Annotated in this window: 22 protein-coding genes; 10 read left to right on the plus strand and 12 right to left on the minus strand. The window is 73.3% G+C overall.

Annotation, left to right across the window (positions count from 1 at the left end; all coding sequences use genetic code 11):
- The first annotated feature begins 49 nt into the window (after positions 1-49).
- Both DEU32_RS10080 and purB read left to right on the plus strand, forming a co-directional pair.
- On the plus strand, positions 50-562 hold the full coding sequence (locus DEU32_RS10080) for a low molecular weight protein-tyrosine-phosphatase (RefSeq protein WP_114850393.1): 513 nt from the start codon (positions 50-52) through the stop codon (positions 560-562).
- On the plus strand, positions 559-1,944 hold the full coding sequence (gene purB, locus DEU32_RS10085; protein ID WP_114850394.1) for an adenylosuccinate lyase: 1,386 nt from the start codon (positions 559-561) through the stop codon (positions 1,942-1,944). The genes DEU32_RS10080 and purB overlap by 4 nt, the downstream gene beginning before the upstream one ends.
- Positions 1,945-2,110: 166 nt before the next feature.
- Here purB and DEU32_RS10090 read toward each other — a convergent pair whose 3' ends face one another.
- A complete protein-coding gene (locus tag DEU32_RS10090) occupies positions 2,111-3,034 on the minus strand; it encodes a LysR family transcriptional regulator (RefSeq protein WP_114850395.1) in 924 nt (307 codons plus the stop codon).
- 72 nt (positions 3,035-3,106) lie between these two features.
- Between DEU32_RS10090 and DEU32_RS10095 the strand changes: the two genes are divergently transcribed.
- The gene (locus DEU32_RS10095) at positions 3,107-4,117 is read left to right on the plus strand and encodes an EamA family transporter (RefSeq protein WP_114850396.1); all 1,011 of its coding nucleotides are present in this window, start codon (positions 3,107-3,109) and stop codon (positions 4,115-4,117) included.
- On the opposite strand, the gene DEU32_RS10100 is transcribed toward DEU32_RS10095, so the two are convergent.
- Positions 4,086-5,063 carry an epimerase gene (locus DEU32_RS10100; RefSeq protein WP_114850397.1) on the minus strand — a complete coding sequence of 326 codons (978 nt, stop codon included), beginning with the start codon at positions 5,061-5,063 and terminating at the stop codon, positions 4,086-4,088. The genes DEU32_RS10095 and DEU32_RS10100 overlap by 32 nt on opposite strands.
- Positions 5,063-5,740: a DUF4166 domain-containing protein gene (locus DEU32_RS10105; protein WP_114850398.1), complete on the minus strand. Its 678-nt coding sequence runs from the start codon at positions 5,738-5,740 to the stop codon at positions 5,063-5,065. The genes DEU32_RS10100 and DEU32_RS10105 overlap by 1 nt, the downstream gene beginning before the upstream one ends.
- Positions 5,741-5,787: 47 nt before the next feature.
- Between DEU32_RS10105 and DEU32_RS10110 the strand changes: the two genes are divergently transcribed.
- Entirely contained in the window at positions 5,788-6,702 is a 915-nt protein-coding gene (locus tag DEU32_RS10110; protein WP_114850399.1) for a cation diffusion facilitator family transporter, read from the plus strand.
- Positions 6,703-6,724: 22 nt separating this feature from the next.
- Here DEU32_RS10110 and DEU32_RS10115 read toward each other — a convergent pair whose 3' ends face one another.
- Together DEU32_RS10115 and DEU32_RS10120 are read right to left on the minus strand one after the other, a co-directional pair.
- Positions 6,725-7,330, minus strand: a complete 606-nt coding sequence (locus DEU32_RS10115) for a hypothetical protein (protein ID WP_114850400.1) — start codon at positions 7,328-7,330, stop codon at positions 6,725-6,727.
- A gap of 52 nt (positions 7,331-7,382) precedes the next feature.
- Entirely contained in the window at positions 7,383-8,645 is a 1,263-nt protein-coding gene (locus tag DEU32_RS10120; RefSeq protein ID WP_114850401.1) for an MFS transporter, read from the minus strand.
- A 49-nt stretch (positions 8,646-8,694) separates the two neighbouring features.
- Between DEU32_RS10120 and DEU32_RS10125 the strand changes: the two genes are divergently transcribed.
- Positions 8,695-9,609, plus strand: coding sequence for a LysR family transcriptional regulator (locus DEU32_RS10125; RefSeq protein WP_180225777.1), 915 nt, complete (start codon positions 8,695-8,697; stop codon positions 9,607-9,609).
- A 58-nt stretch (positions 9,610-9,667) separates the two neighbouring features.
- Here DEU32_RS10125 and DEU32_RS10130 read toward each other — a convergent pair whose 3' ends face one another.
- The 6 genes from DEU32_RS10130 to DEU32_RS10155 form a co-directional block, all read right to left on the minus strand.
- Positions 9,668-10,453, minus strand: a complete 786-nt coding sequence (locus DEU32_RS10130; RefSeq protein ID WP_147281447.1) for a hypothetical protein — start codon at positions 10,451-10,453, stop codon at positions 9,668-9,670.
- A 6-nt stretch (positions 10,454-10,459) separates the two neighbouring features.
- The gene (locus DEU32_RS10135; RefSeq protein WP_258554836.1) at positions 10,460-10,975 is read right to left on the minus strand and encodes an RNA polymerase sigma factor; all 516 of its coding nucleotides are present in this window, start codon (positions 10,973-10,975) and stop codon (positions 10,460-10,462) included.
- 136 nt (positions 10,976-11,111) lie between these two features.
- Positions 11,112-11,378, minus strand: coding sequence for a hypothetical protein (locus DEU32_RS10140; RefSeq protein ID WP_058741858.1), 267 nt, complete (start codon positions 11,376-11,378; stop codon positions 11,112-11,114).
- Positions 11,375-12,016 (minus strand): hypothetical protein, encoded by a 642-nt coding sequence (locus DEU32_RS10145; RefSeq protein WP_254631439.1) that lies wholly within the window; start codon positions 12,014-12,016, stop codon positions 11,375-11,377. Before DEU32_RS10145 ends, DEU32_RS10140 begins: the two co-directional genes overlap by 4 nt.
- A 132-nt stretch (positions 12,017-12,148) precedes the next feature.
- On the minus strand, positions 12,149-14,026 hold the full coding sequence (locus DEU32_RS10150) for a lectin-like domain-containing protein (protein WP_114850405.1): 1,878 nt from the start codon (positions 14,024-14,026) through the stop codon (positions 12,149-12,151).
- A 233-nt stretch (positions 14,027-14,259) separates the two neighbouring features.
- Positions 14,260-15,900 carry a glycoside hydrolase family 13 protein gene (locus tag DEU32_RS10155; RefSeq protein WP_114850406.1) on the minus strand — a complete coding sequence of 547 codons (1,641 nt, stop codon included), beginning with the start codon at positions 15,898-15,900 and terminating at the stop codon, positions 14,260-14,262.
- A 100-nt stretch (positions 15,901-16,000) separates the two neighbouring features.
- On the opposite strand from DEU32_RS10155, the gene DEU32_RS10160 reads away from it, so the two are divergent.
- The 5 genes from DEU32_RS10160 (at position 16,001) to DEU32_RS10180 (ending at position 19,848) form a co-directional block, all read left to right on the plus strand.
- A complete protein-coding gene (locus DEU32_RS10160; RefSeq protein WP_058741854.1) occupies positions 16,001-16,558 on the plus strand; it encodes an NADPH-dependent FMN reductase in 558 nt (185 codons plus the stop codon).
- Between the two features lie 143 nt (positions 16,559-16,701).
- Positions 16,702-17,214, plus strand: a complete 513-nt coding sequence (locus tag DEU32_RS10165) for a MarR family winged helix-turn-helix transcriptional regulator (RefSeq protein WP_058741853.1) — start codon at positions 16,702-16,704, stop codon at positions 17,212-17,214.
- Between the two features lie 99 nt (positions 17,215-17,313).
- Positions 17,314-17,820, plus strand: coding sequence for a Dps family protein (locus DEU32_RS10170; protein ID WP_058741852.1), 507 nt, complete (start codon positions 17,314-17,316; stop codon positions 17,818-17,820).
- 2 nt (positions 17,821-17,822) lie between these two features.
- On the plus strand, positions 17,823-18,623 hold the full coding sequence (locus tag DEU32_RS10175; RefSeq protein ID WP_114850407.1) for an SDR family NAD(P)-dependent oxidoreductase: 801 nt from the start codon (positions 17,823-17,825) through the stop codon (positions 18,621-18,623).
- Between the two features lie 25 nt (positions 18,624-18,648).
- Complete coding sequence (locus DEU32_RS10180) at positions 18,649-19,848, plus strand: NAD(P)/FAD-dependent oxidoreductase (protein ID WP_114850408.1); 1,200 nt, start codon at positions 18,649-18,651, stop codon at positions 19,846-19,848.
- 110 nt (positions 19,849-19,958) lie between these two features.
- Here the strand turns inward: DEU32_RS10180 and DEU32_RS10185 are convergent, their stop codons facing one another.
- Entirely contained in the window at positions 19,959-21,113 is a 1,155-nt protein-coding gene (locus DEU32_RS10185; RefSeq protein WP_181819256.1) for an alpha/beta fold hydrolase, read from the minus strand.
- Positions 21,114-21,131 lie beyond the last annotated feature (18 nt).

The following is a 21,131-nucleotide window of genomic DNA, read 5'->3' on the forward strand; positions in this document are numbered from 1 at the left end:
AGGCCGGTGACCGTCGCGCACACGCGCCGCGACCCGTCATGATGAGCACATGACCGAGGACGGCCCAGCACCCTTCCGCGTGTCGTTCGTCTGCAGCGGGAACATCTGCCGATCGCCGATGGCGGGCATCGTCTTCGCGCAGATCGCGGCGGACGCGGGGATGTCCGACCGGTTCCACGTGGAGTCGGCCGGGACCGGGGACTGGCACGTCGGAGAGCCCGCGGACGAGCGCACGATCGCGGCGCTCGCAGCGCGCGGATACGATGGCAGCAGGCATCGCGCCCGCCAGTTCGACCCGGACCGGTTCCCGGACCTCGACCTGGTGGTCGCACTCGACCGATCCCACGAACGCGTCCTGCGCTCATGGGCACCGACCATGGACGACGCCGCCAAGGTGACGCTCCTGTTGCGGTACGACGACGCCTGGCCCCAGCAGACCGACGTACCGGATCCGTACTACGCGGACCGGCACGAGTTCGACCGAGTGCTCTCGACCGTCGAGCGGGCCTGCCGGGCGCTCTTCCGACAACTCGAACCGGCAGTCCGTCAGGGAGCCCCATGACCCCCCTTCCCCCGCAGCCGATCAGCCCGCTCGACGGGCGGTACTACCCGGTCGTGCACACGGTGGGCGAGCACCTCTCCGAGGCCGGCCTGAACCGTGCGCGCGTCGTGGTCGAGGTGGAGTGGCTCGTGTTCCTGACCGACCACGCCATGTTCACGACCTCGCCGCTGAGCGTCGACGACAAGGCCGCGCTCCGTCGGGTCGTCGAGACCTTCGGGCAGCAGGAGATCGCCGAGCTCGCCGAGATCGAGGCGACGACCCGTCACGACGTCAAGGCGGTCGAGTACTTCGTGCGCCGTCGCCTGTCCGACCTCGGGCTCGACGCCATCGCCGAACTGACGCACTTCGCGTGCACGAGCGAGGACGTCAACAACCTGTCCTACGCGCTCACCGTCCGGGACACCGTCGAGCAGGTGTGGCTGCCGGCCTACCGCTCCGTGATCGCGACGCTGCGCACGATGGCAGAAGAGCTCAAGGCCGTGCCGATGCTGTCCCACACCCACGGGCAGCCGGCCACCCCGACCACGCTCGGCAAGGAGCTCGCGGTCGTCGTCTACCGGCTCGAGCGCGTCCTCGCCCAGATCGAGGGCGGCGAGTACCTCGGCAAGTTCTCCGGCGCGACCGGCACGTTCTCGGCGCACCTGGCCGCGGACCCCGAGGCCGACTGGCCCGCCCTGTCGAAGGAGTTCGTCGAGGGCCTCGGCCTGACGTGGAACCCGCTCACGACGCAGATCGAGTCGCACGACTGGCAGGCCGAGCTGTACGACCGGGTCCGGCACGCGAACCGCATCCTGCACAACCTGGCGACGGACGTGTGGACCTACATCTCGATGGGGTACTTCACGCAGATCCCGGTCGCGGGCGCCACGGGCTCGTCGACCATGCCGCACAAGATCAACCCGATCCGGTTCGAGAACGCCGAGGCGAACCTCGAGATCTCGTCGGCGCTGTTCTCCACGCTGTCCGAGACGCTCGTCACGAGCCGCCTGCAGCGCGACCTCACCGACTCCACCACGCAGCGGAACATCGGCGTCGCGTTCGGGCACTCGCTGCTCGCGCTCGACAACCTGCGCCGCGGCCTGGGCGAGATCGCCGTGAACCAGGTGCGGCTGGCCGAGGACCTCGACCACAACTGGGAGGTGCTGGGCGAGGCGGTCCAGACGGTCATCCGGGCCGAGGTCACCGCGGGGCAGTCGAACATCGAGGACCCCTACGCGATGCTCAAGGAACTCACCCGGGGCAAGCGGATCGGCCAGGACGAGCTCGTGGCCTTCGTGAACGGCCTCGACATATCGTCCGGCGCCAAGGCGCGGCTGACGGCCCTGACGCCGGCGACGTACACGGGCCTGGCGGACGAGCTGGTCGACCACCTGGAGGTCTGAGACCCGGGCTCGGGCAGGCCCGGTCCGGTCCGGTCCGGTCCGCAAGACGCAACCTCGGCGGCTCCTCGCAGCGGTACTCCGCTGCGAGGAGCCGCCTTCGTTGCGTCGCGCGAGTGGCGGGACGCCACGACCGGACTGGAGGCACGGTGCCGGTCCGGTGCGCGCCTCACCCGCCCCGGGTGGTGACGTCGCGTGCCTCCGCGACCAGCGCCTCCAGGACGGTCCGGACCGCGGGCCGGACCGCGCGGTCCGGCCGCACGAGCGCCTCGATGCGGCGTCCGGCGCGGACCGCGCCGAGCTCCGCCAGGTGGAAGCGACCGGCTGCTCGGGTGCCCGACGTGTACCGCGGGACCAGGGCGACGCCGTGCCCGGCCGCGACGAGGTTCTCGATGACCGGCAGGTGGATCGTGCGGAAGCCGACGTCGGGCGGGGTGTCGGTCGCGGCGGCCATGGCCGTCAGGACGCGGTCGATCGGGTAGCCCTCGGGGACGCCGATCCAGGGTTCGCCGACGACCTCGTCGATCCGTACCCGGTCGCGGTCGGCGAGGCGGTGCCCGAGCGGCAGCGCCACGTCGAGCGGCTCGCGCAGCAGCGGGACCGTCTCGAGTCGTTCGCGCCCGGCGGGCGGCGCACCGTCCGGCCGGTGCCCGATGACGACGTCGTGGTCGGCGGTGAGCGGCCCGAAGGCGTCCTCGTCGACGTCGACGTCCACCAGGACCAGGTCGATCGCGGGGTGGTCCCGCATGCGCGTGAGCAGCCCGGGCAGCAGGAGTTCCGCGGCCGAGGGGAACACCGCGAGGTCGACGCGGCCGACCGTGCCGCCGAGGTGTTCCTGCCACGCGGCGTCCAGCTCCGCGACGGCCGTTGCGACGCCGTCCGCCAGGCGCGCGAGCACCCGGCCGTGCTCCGTCAACCGGACGCCCCGGCCGGCGCGCTCGACCAGCGGCACGCCGACCTGGCGCTCGAGGGTGCGGAGCTGTTGCGAGACCGCGCTCGGGGTCCGGTGCGTGGCCGTGGCGACCGCCGTCACGCTCCCCCGCCCGGCGAGCTCCCGGAGCACGGCGAGGAGCTGCACGTCGAAGCCGACCATGAAGCGAGGCTACAACGTCGATGCGGAACTCTGCGCTGGTGCTGCACGGTCGGCACGCGCGACGATCGGGAGGTGCGCTCTCGTGACCGACTCCTCGCCGTCCTGGTCGCCGTCGTCTGGGGACTGAACTTCCCCGCGACGGCGCTCGCCCTCGAGCACTTCCCGCCGTTCCTGCTCGCCGCCGTCCGGTTCACGCTGCTGGCCGTGCCGACGGTGCTGTTCGTCCCGCGGCCGAGGATGCCGTTCGGACGGCTGCTGCTCGTCGGTACCGGCCTCGGGGTGCTCCAGTTCGCGTTCCTGTACCTCGGCATGGCGGCCGGGCTGCCGTCCGGGCTGGCCTCGCTCGTGCTGCAGGCGTCGGCGCCGTTCACGGTCGTGCTCGCCGGGGTGTTCCTGCGCGAGGGGCTGACCGGACGACAGGTGGTCGGCGTGACGACCGCGGTCGCAGCACTCGCGGCGATCGCGGTCCACCGTGCCCAGGCCGCGGCGCTCGTGCCGGTCGTGCTCGCGCTGTGCGGCGCGCTCGGTTGGGCGATCGGCAACGTGGCCACCCGCCGCGCCGGTCCGGTCAACCCGCTGCACCTGACGCTGTGGTGGTCGATCGTGCCGCCGGTGCCGATGGCCGTCCTCGCACTCGTCGTCGAGGGACCCGAGCGCGTCGGCACAGCCCTCGGCACGGCCTTCACCGCGGCGGCGCTCCCCGCGGACCTCGGGCTGCTCTACATCGTGCTCGTCGCGTCGCTGGTCGGGTACGGCATCTGGTCACGCCTGCTCGGTACCTACCCGTCGAGCACGGTCGCGCCGTTCTCGATGCTCGTCCCCGTGGTCGGCGTGCTCGCGTCGTGGGTGGCCTTCGGTGAGGTCCCCGACGTGGTCGAGGTGGTCGCCGGCGCGGTGGTGGTCGCGGCGGTGCTCTGGTCGTCCCGGACGCCCCGGGTCGCGGCGGTGCTCTGGTCGTCCCGGACGCCCCGGGTCGTGCCGACGACGGAGACCGTGGCGGTGCCGCCGCACTCGGAACCCGCGGCGGTCGCCGGACCCGAGCCGCTGTCGGTCAGCCCCGGTGCTGACGGCGCTCGGCGATGATCCCGGCGAGCGCCCCGCGCAGGTCGGGGTGGCGGAACTCGTAGCCCGCCGCGAGCAGCCGGGTCGGCACCGCCCACCGGCTCTTCAGGACGAGTTCGGTCTCGGTGCGGATCGCGAACGACCCGAGCTCGAGCATCCAGCGCCAGGTCGGGATGCCGATGCGGCGCCCGACGGCATCGCGGATGGTCGCCATCACGGTGCGGTTGTCCGACGGCTCGGGGCTCGACACGTTCACCGGACCCTCGATCTCCGGGTGGTCCCGCACGAACCGGACGATCCCGACGACATCGGCGACGTGTACCCAGCTGAAGCGCTGCCGCCCGTGGGTGTGCCGGTCGTGGTGGTACGTCCCGGCGCGCAGTCGGGAGCGTGTCGGGAACCACGGGCCGTCGTACTGCGGTCCGCCGAGGCCCGCCTGCGCGAGTCGGAGGAGCGGGACCAGGGCGCTGCCGTCGCCGAACACGATCGCCATGCGCAGCGCGACCCGACGGGTGGCGGGCAGGTCGGCGTCGAAGAACGCGCGCTCCCACGCCCGGGCCACCGAGACCGAGAAGCCCTCGCCGAGCTCACCCGTGTCCTCGTCCTGCGGACGGTCGTCGGCGTGCCGGTAGATCGTGGCGGTGGATGCGTTCAGCCAGAGCGGCGGCGGGTGCTCGGCGGTCCGGATCGCCTCGGCCAGCTCGAGCGTCGTGTCGACCCGCGACCGCAGGATCTCCGCGCGGTTGCGGCGGCCGTAGCGGCAGTCGACGCTCTTGCCCGCCATGTTCACGACGAGCGCGGCGCCGTCCACGAGCTCGCGGATGCGCATGGTGTTGCCCCACACGGCGTCGCCGGAGCGTCCGACCGTGACGACCTCGTAGCCCTCGTCGCGGAAGGCGTCCTGCAGGTACCGCCCCACGAAGCCGCTCGCCCCCGCGATGACCACCCTCGGCTGCTCCGGTGCCATCAGCCATCCCCTCGTCGACCGGTGTCGGGCTCGACCGCGTAGCGGAACGTCCCCTCGTACCGGTACAGCGTGCCGAGCACCGGCGCGTGGAGCACCAGGGACACGCGCTGCACGTCGGCATCGTCATCGAATCGTTCCACGAGCGTCACACGCGGCGCGACGCGGGCCGGGACGACCAGGTCGCGCCCGAACGCCCGCAACGACACCCGGGTGGAGACCAGCCGGAGCGCACCCGCCCCCGGCCCGGTCGCGTCGACCTCGGCGCGCAGCAGCGCACTGAGACGCCCGCGGCGCCCGAGGTGGTCGACCAGCCCGTCCGGTCCGGCGGCGATCGCGTCCACCATCGTGCGGGACCCGGAGCGGAACCGGAAGGTGCGGCGCGCGACCACGGCGATCTGAGCCTGCCGGCCGTCCGCAGCCCCGCGACCGACGCGAGCCGGGCGGTTCTCGACCGTGAACGGGACGTCCCGCTCCCAGACCGGGAACAGCACCCCCTCGTGGGCGAGGCACGCGAGGACCGGCCACAGCCAGCGTCGCGGTGTGCCGACCACGGCGAAGACGCCCTCGCCGCGACCGACGTCACCGGCCGGGACCGGACCGAAGTACGTGCGGAGCCGCGGGTGCAGCCGGGCCAGCACGTCGGGCGGGATCGTCAGCTGCCACGGCGACACGGTCACGTGCCGAGCCTGGCACGTCGTCGGTGCGACTGCCTACGATCGAGGGCATGGGTCACGACCACGGGCACACGCACGGACACGCCTCCGAGCGGGCACTCCTGGTCGCGTTCTGCATCTCGGCGGGCATCCTGCTGGCCGAGGTCGTCGGGGCGGTGCTGACCGGGTCGCTCGCACTGCTCGTCGACGCCGGGCACATGGTCGTCGACACGGGCGGTCTCGGCATCGGACTCGTCGCGACGCGGCTCGCCCGGCGCTCCCCCACCGCCCAGCGGACCTGGGGGTACCAGCGGGCCGAGGTGCTCGGGGCGACGGCGCAGGCGGCGATCCTGCTCGCGGTCGGCGTCTACGTGGTGATCTCCGCGGTCCAGCGGCTGTTCGTCCCGGCCGAGGTGCACGCCGGACCGCTCCTGGTGTTCGGCGTCGTCGGACTCGTCGGGAACCTGGTGGCGTACGCGGTGCTGCTCCGGGCCTCCGGCGAGGGGTTCACGTCCCGCGCCGCACGACTCGAGGTCCTGAACGACACGCTCGGCTCGGTCGCGGTGATCGCCGCGGCCGTCGTCCTCGGGCTGACGGGGTGGCAACGGGCGGACTCCGTCGCCGCGATCCTGATCGGGCTGCTCATCCTGCCGCGCGCGGTCCGGCTGCTGCGGGAGACCGCGAACGTCCTGCTCGAGTCGACGCCTCCAGGGCTCGACCTGGACGACGTGCGCGCGCACATCCTGGAGCTCGACCACGTCATCGCGGTGCACGACCTGCACGCGACGCTCGTCGCGACCGGGGTGCCGAACCTGACGGCGCACGTCGTCGTGGACGACCACTGCTTCTCGACGGCGCACGCACCGCGAATCCTCGACGCGTTGCAGCAGTGCGTCGCGGAGCACTTCGACGTGCCGGTCGAGCACTCGACGTTCCAGCTCGAGCCGGTGTCGCACCGGCGGCACGAGCACGAGGTGCACGCGTAGGACGTGCCGGTGTCGGTCGGCGTCAGCAGCCGTCGTCGCGGGTCGGGTAGGCGGTGATCACCCGGTCGGTGGTCGCCGAGACGATGACCGTGACGAAGGGCTCGTCGTCGGGCCGGGAGCCGTCGTCGAAGCGGACCGGTGCGGCGAAGCAGACCTTGCCGTCGCCGGCGTCCACCGGGTACCCGTCCCGCGGGGAACCGAGTGCGGTCTGCACCGCGGTGAGCATCGCGTCGTCCCAGTCCCGGCTGCCGTGTCCGGCGACGACGTCCTGCCAGTCGCGGGTGTGCCGGACGCGGATGTGCTCGTAGCCCTGGGCCGACGTCCCGCACTGCAGGACGACCTCGCCGAGCGCGGCCGTCTCGTAGCGTGCGACGACCTGGCGGCTGCTCGACCGGCACTGGTCGAGCACGTCGGCGCCGGGCAGGTCGGGGCCCTCGCGCGGGATCGTGACGGTGACCTCGTCGGGGGCCTCCGCCGCGCCGGTGGCGGTCGTCGCGGTGGGTCCGCTGCCGGGGGCCGGGTCGTCCCCGCTCCGCTCGGTCGTCAGCACGACCCCGGCGGCGACCAGGCCGCCGGCGATGACCGCGGCGAGGCCGGCGAGGGCTGGTCGTGTGCGCTTCCGGGCCATGCCCCCAGTATGCCGGGCCGCCCGGCGCCGGCGGGGCCCGTGCGGCTGCGTCCTACTCGGCGTTGGCCGCCAGCCGGACACCCGCCACCAGGGCGAGCACGACCACGAAGACCACGTAACCGAGCAGCACCGGTAGCGTCGGGACCACGAGGAGCGCCGCGCCGACCGCCACCACCGGGACCGTGAGCCCCGCGTAGGCGATCAGGAACGTCGCCGCCAGCACACCGCCGCGCTGCTCGGGGCCGACGAGGGACCCGGCACGGGCGATCGACGCGCGGAACAGCAGCCCCACGCCCGCTCCGGCGACGACCCCGCCACCGATGAACCCGCCGACCTGCAGCACGACGGCGGCGACCGCGAGGACCGCGAGCCCGACGACCAGGAGCACCAGCCCGAGCTGGACCTGCCGACGCTGCGCGAGCCGGGCGAAGACGATCTGCGACACCGCGCTCGCCGCGAACACCCCGAACGTGGTCGCCCCGGCCGCGAGCCGGTCGGTCACGTGGAACGTCGTCGCGAGGAAGGTCGGCGCCACCGAGGTGAAGAGCCCCTGCACCGCGAGCGCCGCGAACGCTGCGGTCCCGGCCGCCCAGAACGCCCCGGCCTGCCCGGCAGGTGCCTGCATCCGCTGCGGACGGTACGGCACCGGCTGCTCGGGACGGTCGACGGTCTCGGGCGCCGCGAGCACCACGACGAACGCGACCACCAGCGCCACGACGAACACGACGTACGGCACGACCAGCGGCTGACCGACGAACTCGGCGAGCGCTCCGCCGAGGAGCGCCCCGAGCGACAGCCCGCCGAGGTTCACCGCCCCCGCCGCCACGCTCGCGCCCTTCGCGGACGCGTCCGACCCGGTGGCCCGGACGCGGAGCTCGCCGAGGTGCGCGGTGGCCGTCGCGGTGAGGAGCCCCACCCCGAAGCCGGTCACGAGCCGGGCCACGAGCAGCCCGGCGACGTCGTCCCACAGCAGGAACAGCACCGCGGCGACGAGTTCGAGCGCCACGGACACCAGCACGAGGGGGCGGCGTCCGTGCACGTCGCTGAGGTGCCCGGCGAGGAACAGCGACGCCACGACACCGACCCCGTAGGCCGCGAAGACCACGGTCGTGGTGAAGGTCGGGAAGCCGTCCCGCGCCTGGTAGATCACGTAGAGCGGGGCCGGGACGGTCGCGAAGGCCATGACCGCCAGGAACGCGAACGCGACGGCCCAGAAGCCGAAGCCGTGCCGGCGCCGGGTGTGCGCGCGGCGGCCCCGAGGGGCCGGGACCCGATCGGCAGCGGCGGTGGGAGCGGGAGCGGTGGTCGAGGACATGCCTCGATGGTCGTCCCGCGAGCGGCATCGAGTCCAACGGTTCTCCTTGATGGCCGCCATCGACCTGGTCGATACTCGTCGGGTGGAGACCCGCCTGCTCGAACAGTTCGTCGCCGTGGCTGCCGAGGGCAGCGTGACCCGTGCCGCCGAGCGCCTGTGGGCCGCGCAGTCGACCGTCTCGGCGGGCATCGCGTCGCTCGAACGCTCGCTCGGCGTCCGGCTGTTCGACCGGACGGGCCGCCGGACCATCCTCACCGCCGCGGGCGAGGACCTGCTCCCCCACGCCCGGGCCGTCCTCGACGCCCTCGACCGGATGCGCGACCTCGCCACCCTGGACGACGCCGACCTGCGCGGACGGGTCCGGCTCGGGATCTTCACGAGCATGGACATCGTCGACCTCACCGGGGTGCTCCGTCGGTTCCGGCAGCGCCACCCGCTCGTCGCGGTGGAGCTCATGACGTCGCCGACCGGGACGACCGGGCTCGTCCACGACCTGGTGGCCGGACGACTCGACCTCGCCTACACGGGGTTGCCCGCGGTGCCGCCGGGCATCACGGTCGAGCCGCTGCGGGAGATGCCGTTCCGCGTGTTCGTGGCGTCCGACCACCCGCTCGCGGGAAGGACCTCCGTCGGGCTCGCCGAGCTCGCCGGTGAGCCGTTCATCGACACGGCGCACGGGTTCGGCAACCGGATCATCCTGGACACTGCCCTCGACCGGCTCGGGATCCGGCGACGGATCGTCGCGGAGATGAACGACATGCCCGCCGTGGTGCGGTTCGCGACCGCCGGGCTCGGTGTCGGGGTCGTGCCGGACTCCGGCGTGCAGCACGACGGCGCGGTCCTGGAGCTCGAGGACGACGTCGCGCCACTGCGGATCGGGCTGGCGATGCGGACCGACCCGGAACCCAACCGCGCGACGCGGGCGCTGGCCCGCGACGTCGTTGCGGCCCGGCGGGCGGCCTGACGGGACCCACCGACGGACTGGAGGCACGGGGCGGGGCCCGCCACGTGCCTCCAGGCCGTCAGTCCCCCCAGACCTCCCCGACGATCGCGGGCAGGAGCCCGTTCGTCGGGAAGTTCGACTGGTCGATGACCAACCAGGTGTCCCCGCGGACGTACGTCGTGCGCGCCCAGTCCGTGCCGTACTGGGGGTCGCTCCGCACGGCGCGACACGTCCGGATGCCGTCGCGCTCGTCGCAGGTCGGCGACCAGCCCTGGAACGTCGTCCGCTCCAGCTCGGCCATCTGCTCGGGCGTTCCCGTGCCGAGCGTCACGGCCAGCCCTGTGATGTCCGCCTGGGAGTCACGCCAGAGGCAGTACAGGGTGGTCGGCCCGGCGAGCGGATCCCGCCTCGTCGAATCCTTCTCCGCCTGGATCTGGTTCGCGGCGGGACTCCCCGGGTCGGGGAACACCTGCATCAAAGGCGCGTCGCCGAACAGGCGGTCGTATTCCGACGCCGGCACGATCGCCCGGCAGTCGGTCGGGACGGACGCCACCGTGTCCGGGGTCGACGTCGGCCGGGGTGTCGGCCGGCCGGTGATCGGCGCCGAGCTCGGGGTCGTCGCGGACGGCGCCGGCTCGGGCTGCTGCGTCTGCGCGGGCGCTGCCGCCGGACGGTCCTGTTGCGTGAGCGTCAACGCGACCGCACCGGTCGCCGTGCCGAGCGCGAGCAGCGCCACGACGCCGACGACGATGCCGGACCGTCCGCGTCGCCGGGCCGGCCGCGGGGTGGCGCGTTCGAGGACGTGCTGCTTCATCGAGACGAGCATGCGCTGCAGGTCGTCTCCCTCAGGGGGTTCAGTGTTCATCGTGCATCACCACCTTCTTGAGTCGACGCCGTTTCGGGAGACGCGTTGGGTGACCGCGCCGACGGACAGACCGAGGAGTTCCGCGGCCTCGGCGTACGAGTGCCCCTCGAGCAGGCACAGCTCGCAGATGCGCCGGTCGAGTTCGGGCAACGCCGCGATCTCGGCGCGCACCCAGCGGAGCGTCTCGGCGGCCTCCCCGTGGTCGGACGGGGTCGCCAGGGTCTCGGGCAGCTCGTCGGCGCGGTGCTTGGTGCGCTTCCGTCCCGCGTTGAACGCCAGGTTGCGGCACACCACGAGCAGCCACGGCAGCACCGTGTCCGCCGGGAGTTCGAGCGTCGCCGAGCGCTGCCAGAGCGTCAGGAAGGCGTCCTGCACGACCTCCTCGACGTCCTGCCGGTCATCCGCGAGCGCCCAGGTGTACCGGGTGAGGGTCGCGGCGTAGCGGTCGAACGCGCGGGCGAGCGCGCCACGGTCGCCCGTGGCCATCGCCCGGACGAGCATCGCGTCCGTCTCCGTGGTCACGTCCACACCCCACCTCCCTCACCCTGGAGATGTCGGCAGGACCCGCGGTCCTGACAGGACCGTTCACGATTCGTGACCTCGGGCGTGTCGTGCCTGCGTCAGCCGCGGGCCCCGGGCCGGGCGGGCTGGGCGGACGTCAGTGGAAGTCGTCGCCCTCGACGCGTTCACCGGGGGCCTTGTGCCCACCGAGCATGTCGTTGTCGTCCTGGTCGCTCGACGACGCGAGCTGCAGCATCGCGAGGACCACCACGACGACGATGAAGGCGATGCCGAGGAAGACCAGGGCGAGCACGAACTCCCGCGTCGAGAACAGCACGACGAGGCCGATGAACACGGCGACGATCGCGGAGATCACGAGGAGCTCCGCCGGACGGAGACGGTCGCGACGGCTGGGGGCGTTCATGCGTGGGGTGCTCCGTCCGGGGCTGCGGTCGGCGCCGCCGTTCCCCACTTGTGCGAGAGTCCGGCGATCACGTGGAAGACCGCCGCGATGGCGAGGTAGGCGCCGAGCAGGCCGACGAGGACGATCGAGGCGTCGAGGGTGCCCGACACCTTCTCGATGCCGCCGAGCCGCTGCGAGTAGTCCGGCGGGGTGAGCAGGAAGGCGACGGCCAGCAGCAGGGTCAGGCCGCCGATGGTCGTCCAGTCCCGGGCGAACGGGGACCGGCCCCGTGCCCGCAGCCCCTGCGTGAGCTCGAGCGCCCCGGTCAGCACCGCCCAGGCCACGACGACCGCGATGAACGCCGGCAGACCGAGGCCGCTCGTCACGAAGGCCGCGACCGCGGCGACGACGTCGATGCCCGCGTGCACCAGTGTCGTCCGCCGGGATCGGGGATCGTCCGTCAACCGCCGGGTCCCCGCGACCGCGAGGACGACCGCGTCGACGAGGACCACCACGCCGAACAGCACGAGTCCGTACCCGGCGGCGTGGTTGGCGGAGAAGGTGATGACGACGGCCACGACTGCGGCTGGGACGGCCCGGAGGACGGGGATCGGCCAGTACCGCGCGCGCTTGTCGGCGTCGTCGACGGAGTCGGACACGAGACCTCTTTCGGGCATGCGGGTGGTGGCCCAATCGTACCGCCGTGCCCGCTGCGAGCCGACCGGACGGCGGCGGCCGGCGCTGAGGGAGCACCGAGCCGCCGCACTCCGGCCACCAGCCGGTCAGCCCCGTCAGCCGCCGGCCGGGTCCGTCGTGTCCGTGCGCGCCCTGCGGCGTCGGACCGCCCACCAGCCCGTACCGCCGAGCGCCGTCACCGCCGCACCGACGAGCGCGAGCAGACCGAGGCCGGACGAACCGGTGTACGCGAGCGACCCGCCACGCCCTGGTCCGGATCCGGGTCCGCGTCCGCCGGTGCCGGGTCCTGCTGTGTCCGTGGCCGGTACGGGTGTGGGCGAGGCGCCCGTCCCGCCGCCGCCGTCGCCGTCGGCGCCCCCGTCTCCGTCGCCGGGGTCGACCACCCCGACCGCGACGCCGGGTGACGGGTCGCCCCCGTCCGGGTCGGACGGCGAGGTCGCCGTCGCGACGTTGACCACGTCGGAACCGTCCCCGCGGTAGGTCTCGTCGAGGACCGTCCGGATCGTGAAGGTACGACGCTCCCCCGGCGCGAGGGTGTCCGCCGACCGGCACGTCACGAGCTGTCCGTCCGCCGTGCAGTCGTCGTCCGACCCGATGAAGCGCACGGCGGCGGGCAACTCGTCCGTGACGCCCACACGCTCGGCGTCGACGCTCCCGTCGTTCCGGGCGGTGAGCGCGTAGGTGAGCGCATCGCCCGGGCGGACGTCGGTCGCGGGCTCGACGGACTTCTCGGTGCCGAGCCGCGCGACGGGTCCCGGTCCGGGTCCGTCGTCGTCCCGGACACGCGTCTCGGCCACCGAGACGTTGTCGTCGACGAAGGTGTCGGCGAGCCCCGACGCCGGTTCGAGCACCGCACGGCTCGTCAGGGTGCCGGTCGCGTCGTCCGGGACCGTGCCGGTCACGGTGACCACCGCACCGGCACCCCGTGGGAGCCCGAGGTCGGTGGACACCGCACCCGTCCCGCTGCCGGCGCCGCACGTGCCGCCGTCGACCCCACGACACGTCCAGGAGACGTCCCGCAGCCCTGCCGGCACGTCGACCGTCAGGCGGCTCGGATCGGATGCACTCGGCCCGGCATCGCGCGCGACGACGTCCCAGCGGACCTGCTCGCCCGCGGTGACCTCCGGTGCCAGGTCCTGGTCGACGGCGAGGTCGACCGGCACCTGCACCCGGAGCTCGTCGACCTCGTGCACGTCGACGTAGCTGCCGGTCGACGCCGCGAACCCGAGCCGCAGCGTCGGCGGCAGCGGCGCCTGGCCGTCGCCGTGGAGCGGCACCTGGTCGAGGACGGTCCGGAGCGCACCGGCCTCGGTCTCGAGCCGGACCGTGAGCGCGAGGCCGCCGTCGTCCTGCGGCAGCAGCGTCACCCGTACGGTCCGGGGCTCGGGTCCGTCGGTCTGGACACCGCGCGGGACGTCGGTGCCGGCGACGTACCGGTAGCCGTCGAGTCCGTCGCCCGATCCGCGGACCACCACCGAGTCCGGCGCGGCGCCGGGGCCGGACAGGTTGAGCGGCAGCGAGAAGTTGCCGTACCGGTCGATGGCGACGCCGGCGAAGGCCCCGGGCAGTCCGGGCAGGTCGCAGGGGTGATCCCCACCCTGGGTCTCGTGGAAGCGGCAAGCGTACCCGAGGCCGGCACCGGACTGGCCGACACCCTGCGGTGCGGCGCCGTCGGCGAGGAACAGCAGCAGTCCGTCCGCCCCCGCACGCGTGCCCTCGTGGTACATCGCGTAGTCGAACTCGATGTCGAGCCCGAGGTCGGACGAGAACGTGTCGTCCGTGGACCACGCCCCCGCCTGGCTGAGCTCGTCGTCGGTCAGCCGGAGCCGTCCGTCGACGATCGCGGCGTCCCCGCTCAGAGTGCCACCGGCGACGTCCGAGAAGTCGGCGACGTAGGGGAAGGGCAGCGAGCCGGCGGACGACGGCGCGACGAGCACCGCGGGTCCGCCGAGCAGGCCGAGCGCCGTGGCCACGCCGGCGGCGACCAGTCCGGGCCGTCGGCGCCACCAGCGCCTCGAGCAGTCCGTCGCGGGTCGGGCAGGACGGTCAGCGGGCGCGGCGGATGCGGCGGGTGGGCCGCCGGATGGGGATGTGTGTCGGTTCATGCCCCGATCGTCGCGATCGGGGAGCATCCGCCGACGGCGTGCGCCGCACACTGTGGAGAGCCGCCCGCCGCCGGCGGCTTGGGGAGGAAGGAGCCCGTCGGTCAGCTGAGCCAGACCGTCGTCTCGCCCGGCAGCGTGTGCTCGTCGTCGAGCGGCCCAGAAGCGACGACGAGCGCGCCCGCGGGCATCGGCACCGGCGTCGTCCCGAAGTTCGTCACGGACCGCCAGCCGTCGTGCCGCGCGAACGCCACGACGCCGTCGCCCGCCTCGACCCAGTGCAGTTCCTCGCCGCGCTGCAGCCGACGCCGGGCCGCCGTCGCCGCGCGGTACAGCTCGAGGGTCGACCCCGCGGCGCCGTCCTCGGCCTCCACCGACCACGCGCCGAAGTCCTCGGGCTGCGGCAGGTGCGGCGCGGTGTCGCCGAAACCGAACGACGGCCCGGAGCGCGTCCACGGGATCGGCACGCGGCAGCCGTCCCGACCCTTGACCGTGTGCCCGGTGCGCAGCCACTTCGGGTCCTGCAGCTGCGCGTGCGGGATGGCCGCGGCCTCCTGCAGGCCGAGCTCCTCGCCCTGGTAGACGTACGACGAGCCCGGGAGTGCCAGCACGAGCAGCGTCGCCGCCCGCGCACGCCGGAGCCCGCGCTCCCGGTCGAGCACCGGGTCGGTGCCGTCGGTCATCAGCCAGGCGTCGGTGTCGGTGCCGTCGGGCAGCCCGTACCGGGTCGCGTGCCGGACGACGTCGTGGTTCGAGAGCACCCACGTGCTCGACGCTCCGGACTCGGCGGACGCAGCGAGGTTCCGTTCGACGATCGTGCGGAACGAGTCGGCGTCGAACGGTGACTCGAGCAGGTCGAAGTTGAACGCCTGCCCGAGCTCGGTCGGCCTGGCGTAGAGCACGCGGCGCGGCGCCGGCGCCCAGGCCTCGGCGACGGCGGCGCGGGGCGGATCGTACTCGTCGAGCACGGTCCGCCAGGTCGCGAAGATCTCGTGCACCTCGTCGCGGTCGTACAGCGGGTCCGAGCCGTCGAGCGGCAGCGCCTGCTCGTCCGAGTGCCGGTACGGCGTCGACAGGTCCTTCGCGAGCCCGTGCGCGACGTCCACGCGGAAGCCGTCGACCCCGCGGTCGGACCAGAACCGCAGCGTGTCCTCGAAGTCGGCGCGGACCTCGGGGTTCGACCAGTCCAGGTCGGGCTGCTCCGGCGCGAACAGGTGCAGGTACCACTGCCCGTCCGGCACCCGGGTCCAGGCGCTCCCGCCGAAGTTCGAGACCCAGTCGCTCGGCGGCAGCGACCCGTCGGGTCCGGAGCCCTCGCGGAACACGTACCGCGCGCGCTCCGGCGACCCCGGTTCCGCGGCGAGCGCCGCCCGGAACCACTCGTGCTGGTCGGAGGTGTGGTTCGGCACGATGTCGACGATCACCCGCAGGTCGTGCTCGTGCGCGGCGGCCAGCAGGGCGTCCGCGTCGGCGAGCGTCCCGAGTCGCGGGTCGACGTCGCGGTAGTCCGCCACGTCGTACCCGCCGTCGGCGAGCGGCGACGGGAAGAACGGGGACAGCCAGATCGCGTCGACGCCGAGCGCGGCGAGGTACGGCACGCGGCTCGTCACCCCGGCGAGGTCGCCGAGGCCGTCGGCGTCCGTGTCCGCGAAGCTCCGCGGGTACACCTGGTAGACGACGGCCTGCCGCCACCAGTCCGGGTCGGTCGTGCGGGGTGTGCTGGCGGGCGTCCGAGGGGTGCTCACCCGGTCAACCTACCGAGCCGGGGCCGTGTCGGGAATGGGCGACCCAGCCGGCTCATTGGTTGTTCCTGACACCATTCGTGTCCCGAGAGAAAGGATCTCCATGACGAACGTCCTCGTCCTCGTCGGCAGCCTCCGCGCCGGCTCGATCAACCGCCAGCTCGCCGAGGCGGCCGACCAGCACGCTCCGGAGGGCATCACGCTCTCGACCTTCGACGGCATCGTCGACCTGCCCTTCTACAACGAGGACATCGACGGCGACACCCCGCCGGCCGCCGCCGTCGCGTTCCGCCAGGCGGTCGCCGACGCGGACGCCGTGCTGCTCGTCACGCCCGAGTACAACGGCACGATCCCGGCCGTGCTGAAGAACGCGCTCGACTGGGGTTCGCGTCCGTTCGGCGCCTCGCCGCTGTCCGGCAAGCCGCTCGCCGTCATCGGGTCCGCCTTCGGCCAGTACGGCGGCGTCTGGGCACACGACGACGCGCGCAAGGCCGCCGGCATCGCGGGCGCACGCGTCCTCGAGGACGTCAAGGTCGCCATCCCGCAGTCCGTCGTCCGCTTCGCCGAGACGCACCCCCGTGAGGACGCCGAGGTCGTCGAGCTCGTCCAGGGCGCGCTGCGCGCGCTCGCCGAGGCCGCTGCGGAGCCCGTCGCGGCCTGATTCCGCAGTCGCCACCCGGTCGCGTCGGATCGCGACCACGGGACGGACGGGAGGCGCGGTGCCAGCTGGCACCGTGCCTCCCGTCCGCTCGTGACGACGGACCGCTAGACAGGCGAGATACCAGAGGGGTTACCCTGAACGCCATGTCGACGCAGGAGATCACGGAGGCGTCGGGGTACTGGTTCCCCGACGACGACGCCACCCAGCGCGGTGTCGCCGTGCTCAACGCGCTCCGCCGCTACCGCGCCGCCGAGACCGCCATGCGCCGCCGCACCCGCGACTCGATGGGCATGGGCGAGACCGACCTGCTGGCGGTCCGGTACCTGCTGCAGGCGCAGCGCGCCGGCCGCATCGTGAAGCCGAAGGACCTGGCGGCCTACCTGAAGATCTCGTCCGCGTCGACGACGATCCTGATCGACCGGCTCGTGAAGTCGAACCACGTGCGCCGCGACCCGCACCCGACCGACCGCCGCGCGCTCGTCATCACCCCGACGACCGAGACCGACGACGAGGTCCGCGCGACCCTCGGGGTCATGCACCGCCGGATGATGTCCATCGCCGAGGGCCTGACCGCCGACGAGGCCCGCGTGGTCGCGACGTTCCTGGAGCGCATGCGCGGTGCCGTCGACCAGGTCGACGCCGCACCGGCCCACTGAGTCCTCCGCGGGGGACACCTCCGTCCACGGGCTCTGGGAACCGTGCGGGCCGGACCGCGTAGACCGGAAGGGTCAGCACCGATCCGGAAGGAGCCGATCATGCACGCATCGGACACGCTCGCCAAGAACCTCCAGGCCGTCCTCGTCGACCTCATCGACCTGCACCTCCAGGGCAAGCAGGCCCACTGGAACATCCTCGGGACCAACTTCCGCGACCTGCACCTGCAGCTCGACGAGATCGTCGACGCCGCACGTGAGTTCGCCGACGACACCGCCGAGCGCATGCGCGCCCTGTACGCCGTGCCGGACGGCCGCTCGGCCACCGTCGCCGCGACCAGCCACCTCGACGCCTTCCCCGAGGGCGAGGTCACCACGCACGACGCGATCGACCTCGTGACCCTGCGCCTGTACCAGGCCACCGGCACCATGCGCGACGTGCACGACGAGGTCGACGACGAGGACCCGACGACCGCCGACCTCCTGCACGGGTTCATCGAGCGCCTCGAGCAGCTCGCCTGGATGGTCTCCGCCGAGAACCGTGCCCCGCGCACGCCGCTCGCGTCGGCCACGAGCCCGGCGACCGCCGAGGCCTCGACGCACGCCTGACCGTGGACCTCGGGATCCAGGGCAGGACCGCCCTGGTCTTCGGTGGCGACTCCGGCATCGGCTGGAACACGGCGCGCATCCTCCTCGCGGAGGGTGCGACCGTGGTCGTCACCGACCTCGACCAGGGCCGTCTCGACACCAGCGCGGACCAGCTGGAGGCGCCTCCGGGCAAGCTCTTCGCCTTCGCCGCGGACGTGACCGACGCCGGGAGCCTCGCCGCACTGCACGACCGGGTGCGCGACGCCGTCGGCGAGATCGACATCCTCGTGCAGTCCTCGGGCATCACCGGCGCGCAGGGCCTGTTCCACGAGGTCGACGAACAGGGATGGCTCGACACCATCGACGTCGACCTGATGGGCCCGGTCCGCATCACCCGCGAGTTCATCGCGGACCTGCGGAACGGCGGCTGGGGCCGGATCGTGTACCTCGTGTCCGAGGACGCGTCCCAGCCGTACGACGACGAGCTGCCGTACTGCGCCGCGAAGGCGGGCGTGCTGTCGTTCGCGAAGGGACTCTCCCGCTCGTACGCCTCCGAGGGGCTGCTCGTGAACACCGTCAGCCCCGCCTTCATCCACACGCCGATGACCGACGCGATGATGGACGAGCGGGCGAAGGAGCGGGGCACGTCCTTCGACGAGGCGGTCACGAGCTTCCTCGACGAGCAGCGCCCGTACATGGAGCTCGGCCGCCGCGGTGAGCCCGAGGAGGTCGCGAACGTCGTCGCCTTCCTGTGCTCCGACCTCGCGAGCTTCGTCAACGGGTCGAACTACCGGGTCGACTCCGGCTCGGTCGCCACCATCTAGACACCCATCCACACGAGGGACGCACATGACCGACTTCCGGTACCTCATCGTCGGCGGCGGCATGGTCGCCGACGCCGCAGCCCGCGGGATCCGCGAGATCGACCAGGACGGCTCGATCGGGATCCTCAGCGAGGAGCACGACCGCCCGTACGCCCGCCCGGCCCTGTCGAAGAAGCTCTGGACCGACCCGGAGTTCGACTGGGACGAGAAGGTCGACCTGCACACCGAGGAGACCGGCGCGACCTTCGTGCTCGGGTCCGCGGTGACCGCGATCGACCGCGCGGCGAAGACCGTCACGACCGCCGACGGCCAGACCCACGGCTACGAGCGTCTCCTGCTCGCCACCGGTGGCAAGCCCCGCGGCCTGCCCGGACTCGAGCCGTCCGACCGCGTCCTCGACTACCGGAGTGCGGCGGACTACCGGAAGCTCCGGGCCTTCGCGGACGCCGGGGCACACGTCGCCGTCGTCGGCGGCGGGTACATCGGCACCGAGATCGCGTCCGGCGTCGTGCAGAACGGGGCGAAGGTCACGCTCGTCGACCCCGACGAGACCGTGGGCGCGCGGATGTTCCCCGACGGGCTCGCGCACGCGTTCCAGCAGCGCTTCGTCGACCACGGGGTCGAGCTGCGCCTCGGCCGCCGGGTCGAGTCCGGCACACAGACGGCGGGCGGCGTGACCCTGACGCTCGACGACGGCTCCGTGCTCGAGGCGGACGCGGTCGTCGTCGGTCTCGGCATCGAGCCGCAGACGCAGCTCGCCGCCGACGCGGGCCTGACGGTGGACGACGGCATCGTGGTGTCCTCGACGCTGGCCACCGACGACGAGTCGGTGTTCGCGGCAGGCGACGTCGCCGAGTACCCGGACCGGATCCTCGGCACGCGCCGCGTCGAGCACGTCGACAACGCGCAGCAGCAGGGGCGCCAGGCCGGCCGGAACCTCGCCGACGCGGACGAGACCTACGACCACACGCCGATGTTCTACTCGGACGTCTTCGACATGGGCTACGAGGCCGTCGGGCAGGTCTCGACGAAGCTGCACACCGTCGAGGACTGGCAGGAGCCGAACGTCACCGGCGTCGTCTACTACCTGGACGACGACGACACGGTCCGCGGCGTCCTGCTCTGGAACGTCTGGGACAAGACCGACGACGCCCGCAAGGTGCTCGCCGAGGCGCACGCGCTGACGCGCGACATGCTCCCCGGACGCATCACCGCAGACGCGTAGACCCACACCAGGGCGACCGACTGGAGGCCCGGTGCCGGTCCGACGGACCGGCACCGGGCCTGCAGTCCCGTGCGTCCGGCACCACCTGCCGGACCGTCAGCGGGACGCGGCTACCGGCCCCGCACCTCGGGCGCGACCTCGTCGACGACCTCGCGGCGGTCCTCCGGGTCGACCGGGATGCCGTCTCCGTCCGCCATCGCGACCGCGTGCGCCGACTTCGCCTGCTCGAGCGCACCGTCGTCCCCCCGCGCCATCCCGGCGAGCTCGATGAAGCGGGACTTCAGGACCAGCCACGCCTCCTTCGGGCTGAGCCGCGCCAGGTCGGACGACGTCGTGGTGTCCCGGACCCGCTGCAGCGACCCGACGCCGCGGTCGGTGATCCGCCCCGCGACATGGTCGACCGCGAGCCGCGCGACGGCGTCCGCCTGCGCGTGCATGACGGAGTGCGCACCGTCGACGACCTCGCGGAGGACCGCGTGCGGGAAGACCCGCGCCAGGCTCCGCACCCAGTCCCGCGGGACGAGCGCGTCGTGCTCACCGCGCACGATGAGCGTCCGCGCCTGCACCTCGGCCGCGCGGTCCTCGATCGGGAAGGCGATCATCCGCGGCAGGACCTTCCGGAACCAGTGCCAGCCGCACAGCGCGTACGCCGTGATGCCGTGCCAGCGGACCGCCGCGGGTTCGTGCAGTGACGAACGCAGGAACCGTCCGGCGGACTGCCGGATCGTCCGGGCGCGACGGTCGACCACCGGGCTGATGAGGACGAGGTCGCGCAGCTCCGGTCGGCGCGCGGCGACCTCGGTGACGACCTGCGTGCCCATCGAGTGCCCGACGAGCACCGGGTCCTCGAGCCCCAGGTCGTCGAGGACCCGCTCGACCGCGTCGGCGTACCGCTCGATCGACACCGCACCCCGGAAGCGCGGGACGCCCGCGAAGCCCGGCAGGTCGAGCGCGTGCACGGGGCCGTTCTCGTTGAGGTGCGGGGCGAGCCGCTCGTAGTAGGTCGCGGCGATGCCGAGCCCGGCGACGAGCACGAACGCCCGCGCACCCGGGTGACCGATCGAACTGACCCGGACGTAGGTGCCGTCGACGGCGATCCGGTCGACCTCGACCGTGACGTCGGCGTCCTCGGCGTCCGCGAGCCGCCCGGCCGGGTCCGGTGCCGGCGCAGCCGTGCCGCCGTCGGGCGCGCTTCCCTCGCTCGGCGCGCTCCCCTCGCCGGGCGCGGTCCCGTGGCGGTGCGGGGTGGTGTCGTCCTCGTGCACGTGGGCCTCCCGTGTTGC

This window comes from Curtobacterium sp. AG1037 (genome assembly GCF_003349855.1).
GTDB lineage: Bacteria > Actinomycetota > Actinomycetes > Actinomycetales > Microbacteriaceae > Curtobacterium > Curtobacterium citreum.

Coding starts and splice junctions, on each gene's coding strand:
- DEU32_RS10160 (WP_058741854.1), top strand. CDS start 16,001: ATGACGAACGTCCTCGTCCTCGTCGGCAGCCTCCGCGCCGGCTCGATC.
- DEU32_RS10080 (WP_114850393.1), top strand. CDS start 50: ATGACCGAGGACGGCCCAGCACCCTTCCGCGTGTCGTTCGTCTGCAGC.
- DEU32_RS10110 (WP_114850399.1), top strand. CDS start 5,788: ATGGGTCACGACCACGGGCACACGCACGGACACGCCTCCGAGCGGGCA.
- purB (WP_114850394.1), top strand. CDS start 559: ATGACCCCCCTTCCCCCGCAGCCGATCAGCCCGCTCGACGGGCGGTAC.
- DEU32_RS10125 (WP_180225777.1), top strand. CDS start 8,695: ATGGCCGCCATCGACCTGGTCGATACTCGTCGGGTGGAGACCCGCCTG.
- DEU32_RS10180 (WP_114850408.1), top strand. CDS start 18,649: ATGACCGACTTCCGGTACCTCATCGTCGGCGGCGGCATGGTCGCCGAC.
- DEU32_RS10120 (WP_114850401.1), bottom strand. CDS start 8,645: ATGTCCTCGACCACCGCTCCCGCTCCCACCGCCGCTGCCGATCGGGTC.
- DEU32_RS10100 (WP_114850397.1), bottom strand. CDS start 5,063: ATGGCACCGGAGCAGCCGAGGGTGGTCATCGCGGGGGCGAGCGGCTTC.
- DEU32_RS10090 (WP_114850395.1), bottom strand. CDS start 3,034: ATGGTCGGCTTCGACGTGCAGCTCCTCGCCGTGCTCCGGGAGCTCGCC.
- DEU32_RS10130 (WP_147281447.1), bottom strand. CDS start 10,453: ATGAACACTGAACCCCCTGAGGGAGACGACCTGCAGCGCATGCTCGTC.
- DEU32_RS10170 (WP_058741852.1), top strand. CDS start 17,314: ATGCACGCATCGGACACGCTCGCCAAGAACCTCCAGGCCGTCCTCGTC.
- DEU32_RS10115 (WP_114850400.1), bottom strand. CDS start 7,330: ATGGCCCGGAAGCGCACACGACCAGCCCTCGCCGGCCTCGCCGCGGTC.
- DEU32_RS10140 (WP_058741858.1), bottom strand. CDS start 11,378: ATGAACGCCCCCAGCCGTCGCGACCGTCTCCGTCCGGCGGAGCTCCTC.
- DEU32_RS10165 (WP_058741853.1), top strand. CDS start 16,702: ATGTCGACGCAGGAGATCACGGAGGCGTCGGGGTACTGGTTCCCCGAC.